Source organism: Streptomyces orinoci (genome assembly GCF_003121295.1).
Lineage (GTDB): Bacteria > Actinomycetota > Actinomycetes > Streptomycetales > Streptomycetaceae > Streptomyces > Streptomyces orinoci.
The window spans coordinates 190,791-202,843 of the sequence record NZ_PHNC01000012.1; the positions used below are offsets into that span (position 1 = coordinate 190,791).

Annotated in this window: 8 protein-coding genes; 5 read left to right on the forward strand and 3 right to left on the reverse strand. The window is 67.1% G+C overall.

Features of this window, described 5'->3' with window-relative positions:
• Nucleotides 1-589: 589 nt before the first annotated feature.
• Nucleotides 590-6,565 (forward strand): RHS repeat domain-containing protein, encoded by a 5,976-nt coding sequence (locus CV755_RS10470; RefSeq protein WP_153068638.1) that lies wholly within the window; start codon nt 590-592, stop codon nt 6,563-6,565.
• 17 nt (nt 6,566-6,582) lie between these two features.
• Complete coding sequence (locus tag CV755_RS10475) at nt 6,583-7,020, forward strand: hypothetical protein (RefSeq protein WP_109279899.1); 438 nt, start codon at nt 6,583-6,585, stop codon at nt 7,018-7,020.
• A gap of 152 nt (nt 7,021-7,172) precedes the next feature.
• Here CV755_RS10475 and CV755_RS10480 read toward each other — a convergent pair whose 3' ends face one another.
• Together CV755_RS10480 and CV755_RS34610 are read right to left on the reverse strand one after the other, a co-directional pair.
• The gene (locus tag CV755_RS10480; RefSeq protein ID WP_241561101.1) at nt 7,173-7,448 is read right to left on the reverse strand and encodes a hypothetical protein; all 276 of its coding nucleotides are present in this window, start codon (nt 7,446-7,448) and stop codon (nt 7,173-7,175) included.
• A 637-nt stretch (nt 7,449-8,085) separates the two neighbouring features.
• A complete protein-coding gene (locus tag CV755_RS34610; protein WP_161968655.1) occupies nt 8,086-8,406 on the reverse strand; it encodes a tyrosine-type recombinase/integrase in 321 nt (106 codons plus the stop codon).
• Between the two features lie 10 nt (nt 8,407-8,416).
• On the opposite strand from CV755_RS34610, the gene CV755_RS34615 reads away from it, so the two are divergent.
• The 3 genes from CV755_RS34615 (at nt 8,417) to CV755_RS10495 (ending at nt 11,301) form a co-directional block, all read left to right on the forward strand.
• Entirely contained in the window at nt 8,417-8,863 is a 447-nt protein-coding gene (locus CV755_RS34615) for a hypothetical protein (protein WP_161968656.1), read from the forward strand.
• Nucleotides 8,864-9,424: 561 nt separating this feature from the next.
• Nucleotides 9,425-9,781 carry an ArsR/SmtB family transcription factor gene (locus CV755_RS10490; protein ID WP_109279901.1) on the forward strand — a complete coding sequence of 119 codons (357 nt, stop codon included), beginning with the start codon at nt 9,425-9,427 and terminating at the stop codon, nt 9,779-9,781.
• Between the two features lie 119 nt (nt 9,782-9,900).
• A complete protein-coding gene (locus tag CV755_RS10495; protein WP_109279902.1) occupies nt 9,901-11,301 on the forward strand; it encodes an MFS transporter in 1,401 nt (466 codons plus the stop codon).
• A gap of 249 nt (nt 11,302-11,550) precedes the next feature.
• On the opposite strand, the gene CV755_RS10500 is transcribed toward CV755_RS10495, so the two are convergent.
• Nucleotides 11,551-11,856, reverse strand: a complete 306-nt coding sequence (locus tag CV755_RS10500) for a hypothetical protein (RefSeq protein WP_161968657.1) — start codon at nt 11,854-11,856, stop codon at nt 11,551-11,553.
• Between the last annotated feature and the right edge of the window lie 197 nt (nt 11,857-12,053).

Below are 12,053 nucleotides of genomic sequence, written 5' to 3' on the forward strand. Positions count from 1 at the left end.
ATGAATTGCGAGGGCACCGTAAAGGCAGGCCCAAGGGACTGGCAAAACACATGATGTCACAGGTGATCACGGTCTGGCCAAGGGCTTCGTTTATCTGCGCATTATGTCCTGAAATATCGGGGGTGATATCGGTTAAATCGCCCAACCTGCAGGCAGGGCGCTCCACTGTTCGGGGGATGCCGGTCACGCAGCGTGATACGTTTTGCGTCACCTTTACGTAATCAACTTGGGGTTTTGGTAAATGCCTGCCTTTATGAGGTTCTCGTCGAGGGGGCGCCCGGAAGGCGCTCCCTTGAGATACTCGACAAGTCGAATAACCGCTGCGCTGACGGCTACGGTGACCATTGCCGGGCTGCTCTCCTACGATTCGTTTCTGACCCGGGGAACGACTCCCGGGGCCCAGCGGATCAAACCCGTTCCCGTCTCGGAGGTGAAGGCCAGACCGGACCGGACCCCGGATCAGGCGGCGCGGAACGCGTGGCACGAGGCCCCGTCCGCGGCATGGCCGAAGGCCGGTGGCGCCACTGTCGCGCTCCCGTCGGCCGCAGGGGCGTCGGGTCCGAAGAAGGCACGGGCCGGTTCCCTGCCCGTGGAGATCGCGTCCTCCCGCACCGCCGACAAGGCGGGCCCGGGCAAGGTGCGCGTCGAGACGCTGGACCGCAAGGCCGCGGAGCGCGCCGGTGTCGACGGCGTGCTGCTCAAGGTGACGGGCCAGGGCAAGGCCTCGGCCGACAGCGCCGTCGACGTCAAGGTGGACTACTCGGCCTTCCGGAACGCCTACGGCGGTGACTGGGCGTCCCGGCTCACCCTCGTGCAGCTGCCCGACTGCGCGCTGACGGATCCCAAGGACGCCGCATGCCACCGCGGTAGGCCCCTTCCTTCGGCGAGTAACGACTCCGCGAAGGGCGCGCTGAAGGCGACCGTTCCGCTGCGGCGCACCGCCAGGTCCGCGGCCTTCGCCCCCGTACTGCTGGCGGCGACCGCCGATGCCTCCGGTGCCTCCGGGGCCGCAGGAGACTGGAAGGCTACTTCGCTCTCTCCTTCCGGCAGTTGGCAGTCGGGCAGTTCCGGTGGTGGCTTCGGGTGGAGCTACCCGATCGTCCTGCCCGAGGTCCCGGGCGGACACGGGCCGGAGCTCGCACTCTCCTACTCGTCCCAGGCCGTCGATGGCCGCACCGCGGCCACCAACAACCAGGCCAACTGGGTGGGCGACGGCTGGAGCATGGCCGACAGCTTCGTGGAACGGCGCTACAAGCCGTGCATCGACGACATGAAGGATGGCAACAACAAGGCCAAGAACGGTGACCTCTGTTGGGGCACTGACAACGCCGTGCTGTCCCTCAACGGCTCCACGACCGAGCTTGTCAAGGACGACAAGAGCGGCGAGTGGAAGCTGAGGCAGGACAACGGCACCAAGATCGAGCGCCTGAACTCGGCCGACCGGGGCAACGGCGACAACGACGGTGAGTACTGGCATCTGACCACTCCGGACGGGACCCAGTACTACTTCGGCTACAACCGTCTTCCCGGCTGGTCCTCCGGCAAGGCCGAGACCCACTCCACCTGGACCGTTCCCGTGCACGGCAACCACAAGGGCGAGCCGTGCCACAAGGACGCCTTCGGGGACTCGTCCTGCAACCAGGCCTGGCGGTGGAACCTCGACTACGTCGTGACTCCCGGTTCGGACGCCATGGCGTACTACTACACGGCCGAGACCAACCGCTACGCGCGCAACGCCAGCTCGACCACGGGCAAGGGAACGGTCACCGAGTACGTCCGCGGCGGATACCTGAACCGCATCGACTACGGCCTGCGCTCGGACAACATCTACGGCACCAACGCCGCGGCCGCGCGGGTGACCTTCACCGAGGCGGAACGCTGTCTGCCGGACTCGAAGTTCGCCTGTGCCGAGGACAAGTTCACCAAGGACAACGCCAAGTACTGGCCCGATGTGCCCTTTGACCGGTACTGCAAGTCCGGCGACGAGTGCAAGGAACAGTACTCGCCGAGCTTCTGGACCCGTAAGCGTCTCGCGAAGATCACCACGGAGTCGCTGATTGACGGTGCCTACAAGACGGCCGACACCTGGGAGCTCAAGCACCAGTTCCCGAGCAGCGGCGACGGCAGCAGCCCGGCCCTGTGGTTGTCGGCGATCTCCCACACCGGCCACGTCGGCGGCAAGGAAACGACGCTGCCGGACGTCACCTTCAAGGGAATCCAGCTGCCCAACCGCGTGGAGAAGGCCGTCGACGCGGTGCCCCCGCTCGTGCGGTACCGGGTCTCCGCCGTGCAGACGGAGACCGGCGGCACCATCGGCGTCACCTACTCGGAACCGGAGTGCAAGGCCGGCGACCTGCCGGACGAGGCGCACAACGCGCGCCGTTGCCACCCCGTCTACTGGGTGCCCCAGGACTCCCCGGCTGCCGACTACAAGCCGGTCAAGGACTGGTTCCACACCTACGTGGTCACGCAGGTCCGTGAGTCGGACAACACCGGCGGCGCCCCTGACAAGCAGGTCGAGTACACCTACCTTGACGGTCCGGCCTGGGAGAAGAGCCAGGACGAGCTGACGAAGCCCGAGCACCGTGCCTATAGCGAGTTCCGGGGCTACGGCCGGGTGCAGACCCGAGCCGGTGCCGGCACGGACCGGCGCACGCTCACCGAGTCCCGCTATTTCCGGGGCCTGAACGGCGCCCAGGTCGCCGACAGCGAGGGCAACAAGGCCGACGACCACCCGGCATTCGCCGGAATGGTCCGCGAGTCGGCCACGTACGACGGCGACGGCGGCAAGCTGCTGTCCGCCAAGGTGTACGAGCCCTGGCGCAAGGGGCCGACCGCCACCCATGCCCGCGAGGGCCTTCCTGACCTCACCGCTCAGGTGTCCGGGGTCCAGGCCGAGAGCAGCCGGACGGCCGTCGGCGACGGCTGGCGGCGCACGAGGACCGAGCGGACCTTCGACGACTACGGCATGCCCCTGACGGAGACCGACTTCGGCGACACGGCGAAGACGGGCGACGAGACGTGCGCGACGACGACATACGCGCGCAACGGCAAGAACCCCATCCTCAACGCCGTCGCCACGCAGCGCGTCCTGTCGGTGCCCTGCGGCAAGGAGGCGAGCCTCCCCGGCGACCTAATATCGGAGAAGCGCTCCTACTACGACGGCTCCAGCACACTGGGCGAACTGCCGGATTCGGGCCGGGGACTCGTGACCCGGACGGATGAGCAGGACGCCAAGGGAACAGGGTTCGTCACGACCGGCACCGTCACCTACGACCAGTACGGCCGGGCCCTGACGGTGACCGACGCACTCAACAACAAGTCCACCACCGCGTACACGCCGGCAACCGGCGCGTCTCCCACCAAAATCACCGTCACCAACGCGCTGGGACACACGTCCAGCACGGAATTCGCTCTCGGCCACAGCGTGGTCACGGCCCAGACCGACGCCAACGGCAAGAGAGTCGAAGCCGAGTACGACGGCCTCGCCCGTCTGACGAAGGTGTGGAAGCCCGGCCACCCCAAGTCGGCCTTCCCCAAGAGCCCCACGTTCGAATACGACTACCAGATCCGCCGCGACGGCCCCACCGTCGTCACCTCGAAGACGCTGGAGCACAACGGCTCCTACCGGACCGACTACGCCCTCTACGACGGTCTCCTGCGCTCCCGCCAGACCCAGACGGCGTCCGCGACGGGCACCGGCAGGGTCATCGCGGAGACGATCTACGACACACGCGGTCTCACGTGGAAGACGTACGGCTCCTACTATGCCGACGGCGACCCCTCCGGCACCCTGGTCACCAGTGACGACTCCAAGGTGCCCAACGTCACGGAGAACCTCTACGACGGGGCGGGACGCGTCACCGACACGATCTCCCGGAAGTACGGGGACGAGACGAAGCGCACCCGGACGATCCACGAGGGCGACCGCACCACGGTGATCCCGCCCAAGGGCGGCACGGCCACCACGACCGTCACCGACGCCCTGGGCCGCCAGACGGAACTGATCCAGTACACGAACGACGAGCGCACGGCCTCGCAGTCCACGCGCTACTCGTACAACGCCAAGGGGCAGCGGGAGAAGGTCACCGACCCCGAGGGCAGTACGTGGACCTACCGTTACGACGCCCGAGGCCGGGAAGTGCAGGCCGACGACCCCGACAAGGGCCTGAGCACCACCGCGTACGACGCTCTGGACCGCCCCGTGGCGCTGACGGACGCGAAGAACGCCACGCTCACCACGGTGTACGACGTCCTGGGCCGCAAGACACAGCTCAAGCAGAACGGCACGGTCCTGAGCGAGTGGGTCTACGACACCGTCGCCAAGGGCCAGTTGACGTCGGCCAGCCGGATCATCGGCGGCAAGAAGTACACCTTCGAGACGACCGCCTTCGACGACTGGTACAACCCCACCGCCGACAAGGTCACCATCCCCGACAGCGAAGGGGGCCTCGCGGGCACCTACGAGTGGACCCGCGGCTACAACGCCAACAACGGACTCCCCGAGTGGGTGCGCCAGCCTGCCATCGGGGGTCTCGCCGCCGAGCGTGTCACCACCAACTACGACGACTCCAAGCCGTACGACCTGCCCCTGCGCACGACGGTGAGCGGGGCCACGCTGGTCGCCGACACGAAGTACGACGCCTTCAGCCGTCCGCTCCGCAGGGAGCTCGGCACCCAGGGCAAGCGGCTGTGGGAGACCAAGGAGTACGACGAGCACACCGGTGACCTGACGCACACCACGACGGAGCAGGAGTCCGGCCCGTCGGGTCCGGGGCGCCTGGACGACGTCCGGTACACCTACGACGCGGCGGGCAACATGACCCGCCTGACCACCGTCACCGGCCAGGGAGAGGCCGCGGTCACCGACACGCAGTGCTTCGTCACCGACTCCCTGCGGCGGATCACCCACGCGTGGACCGCCACCGACGCCTGCGCGGCCAAGCCGGAAGGCGGCAGCCGTCCGAAGGTCGGCGGCCCCGATGCCTACTGGCACTCCTACACCTATGACGCGGTGGGCAGCCGGCAGACCGAGACACTGCACGACGCCGGCGGGGACACCTCGAAGGACGTGCAGCGGGCCTATGCCTACCCGGCCAAGGACGCGAGGCAGCGCCGGGCCTTGACATCTGTAACCACGTCACGAGGGGAACAGGCCGCGCCGGAGCGCTCGGACGACTTCGTCTATGACGCCGTGGGCAACACTGTCCTGCGCCGGACCGACGGGAAGGAGCAGGTCCTCGACTGGGATACCGAAGGCCATCTCACCAAGGTCACGGAGGGCGGACGGACCACCAGCTACGTCTACGACGCGGGCGGTGCCCGGCTCATCCGCAAGGACGCCGAGGGCAGCACCCTCTACCTGCCCGGCGGCAATGAGCTCCTGCTGAAGCCCGACGGCACCACGAAGGTCGGAACGCGGTACTACACCCACAGTGGCGAGACCACCGCCGTACGGACGGCGGGCAAGCTCAGCTACGTCTTCTCGGACCACCACAACACCGGCACCACCGCCGTCGACGCCGCCACCCAGATGGTGAACCGCCGCAAGCTGACCATCTTCGGCGCCCAGCGCGGCGCGGCCGCCACGGCATGGCCCGGCGACCGTGGATTCATCGGCGGCACGAAGGACAACTCCACAGGGCTCACCCACCTCGGGGCCCGCGAATACGATCCGGCGACCGCCCGGTTCATCAGCGTCGACCCGCTGATGGACGTCAGCGATCCGCAGCAGCTGCACGGGTACAGCTACGGCAACAACAACCCGCTGCTGTACAGCGACCCGGACGGGAAGTGGTGGGGCCTATGGGCAATGTTCGAGCTCGTCAACCAGGCCCTCGAGATCTTCCAGGAGGCCTACGCTCCCCGGGCCGTCCGGCCTCACGCGTCCAATCAGAAGCTGAACAACTACCTGGGCAACATCTATGCGCGGGACCAGGCCAAAAATGTCTACGGGAACGGCAAGGTCGGCTCCGCCATCAAGTACGAGCTCCGGAACGGCCACCGGCTCGTGTCTGATGGGATGGAGAAGGATCAATGGCACGTACAGAAGGGGTGGGCCGTCCTTTCCGGCCTTTCCGAGTTGATCGACGGGGACCGTGCGGCCCGTGAAGGAGCGAAGGGCAAAAACGCGGTCCGGCTCTCGGACGAGGATCTGGCGACAGCGAAGCGAGAGGCGCAGGAGCTATGGGAGGCGTTGAATTCCAGGGATGTCACGGGGAATGTGGCGAAGGACTTCAAGGGTAAGCCCCAGCTGGAGAAGGAAATGAGGGGGAACCGGGACAAGGTGGTCAAATCTGCTGGTATGCAGGATGTCACCGGCCAGAGCTTCGAGCGCAATAAGTACAATGGCCGCCCGGAGCCGGTGGGGGAGCCCACGAAGATGCGGGGGTTCGCACGCGCCTTTGGCGTCGTGGGCGGCGTGGCTCAAGTGGGCGGCTATGCGCGGGACGTGCAGCGGCACGGTTTCCAGCAGGCGACGAAGGATCTGATCAAGAACTTGGTCGATCCGTTCGGGCTGGCGAAGAGAGTCAACACGCCCCACGACTCAGGATGTCCGTGCTAGAAGGAAGAAGCAACTCAGTGATCGTCACTTCCTACACTCAGATCCCGGCGCTCCTGGCCGACTTCGTGCCCGAGGTGGCGGGTCTGATCGAGGAAGAGGCCGACATGCCCCTCCACGAGGCGGTCCGTGACGAAGATTTCGCGCTCGGCTACTTCAACCTCCTCGGGAACGTGCTGTCCTACCCTCTGCTGATGCCGCAGCTGCGTGCGGAGGATCCGGACCGTGATCTCGTCGCGCGCTGTTTCGCCTTCGTCGAGAAGCTGATGGAGAGCCCGGAGGAGGGGATCCGATCGGCTGCGCACTTCCAGTGTCTGGAGCCGCTTCTCGATGCGAAGGGTCTCCTGGAGACAGCGCTTCCATTCATGGGGGAGCGGACGAGGTCGGACGCCGCGAAAATGGTGCAGTTCTACGCCGTCGAAGTGGACGACGATACGCGTAGGCAGCTGGGGCTGTAGCTCTGCTGCATTCCGATGAAAAAGAGGGGCAGGAGCCGTCGAACGGCTCCTGCCCCTCAGCGCATTCAGGGCCCGAAGGCCCCGCACCTCAGGTTATCCGCAAGCCAGTAAGAAGTCCGGCCTGTCCTCCAGCCGCGACAAGTTGCGCCCTGTCAGCTGCTCACTGACAACTGCCCCCCACCCGGGCGGGAGCCCACGGCGCCTTCACTATGGTCTGTCGGCCGCCACTCGAGGAGCGTGACCTCACAGAGTTCCTGACCGACGAACAGTTCGAGGCGTTCATCGCGGTGAGACCACTGCGGCGTGAACTCGACCTCCTCCCACCCGGTGATAGTTGCTGCGGTGTCGACCGTGTCCCAGCCGATCGAGAGTTCGTCGAGCTTCCAGTGGCACACCTCCACCTGGGTGCCGTTGAAGTCCAGCACCACCGGGCAATCGGCAGCAAAGGCGCGTCGGATGCATCATGTGGCCGGCCCGCCGAAGACGCGCTGATAACAGGCCCGATGCGCCTCGGTCAGTGAAGAGCAGAATGAACTGCGGCAACAGCGGGAGTGAATGCTTCTCGGCTCAGTCGGCGAGACTTCCGAGTGGCTGCCGTTCGTGGTGACGCCGTTCAGACAGCCCTCCTCAGGCGCCGCCCGCCGGGAAAGTCAAGTTGATGACGTGCGCTGAACTGGACTCAGATTGGGACCAGTTTGGGACCACACACCACGCACGCCATTGAACGGCGCCCCTTTTACCCCACATTAAGAAGCCCTCTTTCGGGGGTTTTGTCCAGTTCTGATTGGCCGTCAGCTTAACTGGGGGTCAAGGGGTCGTGGGTTCAAATCCCGCCGTCCCGACCAGCGTTTTCGCAGGTCGGAGGCCGTTCTCGCAGGATGCGGGGGCGGCCTTTCTGATGTTGTGTTGGCTTGTGGTCGCAGGGTGGTCGTAGGGCGGTCGCGGTGCCGGGATCGGCCGCGGGGGAGTGGGCGATCGGTCGGCCTGGGTGAGGGTTTTGTCGATAACGTCAACGGCTTCGCGGGCGGCCTGGGCGGTCAGGTGGCTGTAGATGTTCGCGGTCGTCTACAGCGTCGAGTGGCGCAGCGTCTTCGACACCACGGTGAGCGGGACGTCGGCGTTGATCGAGATCGTGGCCGACAGGTGCCGGAGATCGTGAATCGTCGTGCGGGAGACACTGGTTTCGCGGCACAGCAGATGGAAGCGGTTGAGGACGTACTGCGGGTGCAGCGGTTGACCATCACGGCGGTGGAAGGCGAAATCACCCTCGAGCCTCTCGATGGCCGACGGGCGCCGATCGCTTCTGCGGCAACGCAAGACAGCGGCGACGCGGCTGGAGATCGCGACCCAGTTGCTGCTGGTACGGGTCTTGGGCGTGGTGATCACAAGGCGGCTGTTGTCGATCGCGGACAGCCTGGCGCGTATATACGCGCATATAGAGGACACGTTCGTCGGGGCGGACGTCGTCCCAGCGCAGAGCGAGAGCTTCGCCCTTTCGGAGGCCGGTTCCGATGAAGACCTCGACGAGGTCGGCCATGAGCGGATCGGCCGTGTGGCAGTACCGCAGGAAGGCGGCAGTCTCCTCGAGTGTCCAGACATGACGCTCGGCGGCGGCCGGGCGGGGGATGATCGTGGGCCGTGCGGGATTGTGGTCGAGCCGGTGGTGCCGGACGGCCTCGCCCAGCGCGCTGGAGAGCGTGGCGAGGATGCGGTGGACGGTGACCGGACCCCGGCCGCGCGCGAACTGGGCGCGTACGAAGGCGGCGATGTGGCCGTAGCCGAGGTCGTCGAGCTTGATCTTCCCGAGCGCGGGATGAGGTCGTCGACGACGTATGCGTGGTAGCGCACCACTGTCGTCGGCTTCAGAGTCATGGCCTTGGCCTGGAGCCAAGCGGTCAGGTAGCCGGCGACCGTCTGGTTCGGGTCGGCGAGGAAACCGCCGGCGCTGTTGGCCATCCGCCGCAGCGCCTGAGCGGCCTCCTCCCGGGTGGAGAAGCCGCCGCGGCGGATGGTGCGTCGACGGGTGGGGAAGGGGAGATCGACGGCGAACGTCCAGGTCCCGTGATCGGGATCGGTGAGGAGTCGTGGGTAGCGTGATCCGAGCTGTTGGTGCAGGTGGTCCTTGGCAGCCGCAGCGCCGGTAGATGCGCCCCCGAGAGGTGGCGGAGCGCATGGTGATCGCTTCCAAAGGTTGCGCATTGAACTGCTACACCCAGTTGTCGATCCTGGGGCAGCGGTTCCTGCGACCACTCTTGGTCTTCTGGCCGGCGAGGCGTTCTGTGTTCGTGCAGTGGGTGGATCCCTCTGGCTGGGCGATGTGGGGGTACGCCGGCCAGGCAGGGCTCGAGGGTGTGCGCCTCCCATAAACGTGCACAGGTGCGCACTCCAGCCCTACGATGTCGGGATGGGTGTAAGCGCGGAGATGGCAGATGCACACTCTTCGCAGCAGCGGGGTGGCGGCGAGCGGCTGGATGTCGCCGCGTCGGTGCTGGCTCTGCTTGCCGATCGCACGCGCCTTGCGCTGATGGAGCGGCTCGGCCGGGGTGAGGCCGACGTCACGACCCTGACCGAGGCCACGGGTGCGGCGCGGACTTCCGTGAGTCAGCACCTGGCGAAGCTTCGCCTGGCCGGTCTGGTCGTTGCCCGCAAGGACGGCCGTCGCGTGGTCTACTCCCTGCGTCACGGGCATCTGCGACGCCTGGTCGGCGAGGCCCTGAACGTCGCCGATCACCAGATTGGGTCGCTGCCGCCTCACGACTGACTCCCAGTCCCTCCCGTTCGGTGTGAGCATCCGGGACCGGTCCGGAATCAATATGTGAATACGTACGCACATGATGTTTATGATGGGTGCGTCATTCCGTGCTGACGGGGACGGGGCCCATGCTGTCTGTGCTGCGCAACCGCACCTACCGCCACCTGTTCACCGCCCAGGTCGCCGCCTTGACCGGGACGGGTCTTGCGACGGTGGCGCTGTCGCTGCTTGCGTACGACGTCGCCGGGGATCATGCGTCGGCGGTGCTGGGCACCGCGCTGGCGATCAAGATGGTTGCCTACGTCGCCATCGCGCCGGTCGTGGGTGCGCTGGCCGGGCGAATACCGCGGCGGGTGCTGATGGTCGTGATGGACCTGACCCGGGCCGGCGTCGCGCTCGCCCTGCCGTTCGTCACCCAGGTCTGGCAGATCTACGTGACGGTCTTCCTCCTGCAGGCGGCCTCCGCCGCTTTCACGCCGACCTTCCAGGCGACCATCCCCGAGGTGCTGCCGGAGGAGCGCGACTACACGCAGGCGTTGTCGATGTCCCGCCTCGCCTACGACCTGGAGAGCCTTTTCAGCCCGGCGCTCGCGGTCGGCCTGCTGACCCTGGTCTCCTACAACTGGCTGTTCGCAGGCACCGTGGTCGGCTTCCTTGCCTCCGCTGCACTGGTCGTCTCTGTCGTCCTGCCCAAGCCCACGCCCGTAGAGCGGATGGGCAGCGTCTACGCCAAGGCAGCCTTCGGCTCGCGCCTGTTCTGGGCCACACCGCGGTTGCGGGCCCTGCTTGCGCTCGACCTCGCTGTCGCCGCGGCCGGAGCAATCGTCTACGTCAATACCGTCGTCATCGTCCGCGACCATTTCCACCAGCCCGCCGGTGCGGTGTCACTGGCGCTGGGTGCCTTTGGGGCCGGCTCCATGCTCACCGCCCTCGCCCTTCCCCGCGTACTCACCAAAGTCAGCGACCGTGTGGTCATGCTCTTCGCCGCGTTCGCACTGCCCGCGGTGCTGGTCGCTGCCGCCGCAGTGACCGCCACTGACCCGGGCGCCTGGTCCTGGGCAGCACTGCTCGTGATCTGGGCTCTGATCGGTGCTGCCTCCTCCGCCGTCCTGACCCCGGGCGGACGGGTCATCCGCCGCTCCGCTGGCGACGCGGACCTACCTGCCGCCTTCGCCGCCCAGTTCTCCCTCTCCCACAGCTGCTGGCTGCTGACCTATCCCCTTGCCGGATGGCTCGCCGTAGGCGCCGGGCTGCCCGTCACTGCCATGGTGCTCGGCGCCATCTCACTGGCCGCCATACTCGGGGCGGTTGTGCTGTGGCCGGCCCACGACCCCGGGCGGCTCGACCACGTTCACACCGACCTCCCGGTCGGCCACCCTCACCTCGTCGACGCACGCCACACCGCAGGCGGCTGGCGCCACGGTCACCACTACGTCATCGACCAGCACCACTACACCTGGCCCCGCCCCGACGGACAGCTCCGCCACCGGGCGGCGGCCGGCCACTACCGGCTGTTTCCCGGCGCGTGAGGCAGTCCGTGCGCCCTCCGCAGCTGCACGATCCGCCCGGTTGCCGTCGGCGCATGGGCAGGTGGTACCGCTCCTCCTTGCTCGTGGGCCTTGTCAGCCAGGAGAGAGGCCACTTCGGGCGGGAGGACGAGGTGCTGTCCGATCCACGGGGCGTCATTGCCGTGGAAGGCGAGCACCCAGGCTGACACCAGGCGGTGTACAGCTCGCTCGGGCTGGGGGCGCCGGGGCAGCGTCTCCTGTGTGAACCATTTACGGTTCGGGGTGGCCGGCCGGAGGAGCGGCCACAGGGGTGCTTCCGGTGTGCAGGTGCCAGCGGAGATCACGCACTCTGGGTTCGCGTGCAAGCTGGGCGACCAGTCGTTCCAGGGCGGAGGTGGCGGGGCCGTCCGAGGTGAGCGTCAACTGCACGAGCACGTTGACGTTGTCGTCCGGCTCGACGGTGTGCAAGCTGTTCAGACGTACGCCGGTTCCCGCGAAGGCGAGAACGCACAAGGCCCGCACTTTGCCCTCGACGCGACGGTCGCACACCGCCTGGAGCGTGCACTGTGCCGTCACAGGATGCACGGAAGTCGTCGGGCGTCGGAAGAGCGGCGAGTGTTCACTGCCTGGGCGAGGCGGGTCGGATATGGGGGTTCCATGTCCGGAGTGCAGCGGACGTGCACGGCTGCCAGGACGGTTGGGTCGGTGGCCGAAGGCGGGGTGCGTGCCGCCGGGATGACGCGGGGCATGGTGCAGCGGCGGATGCGGACGAT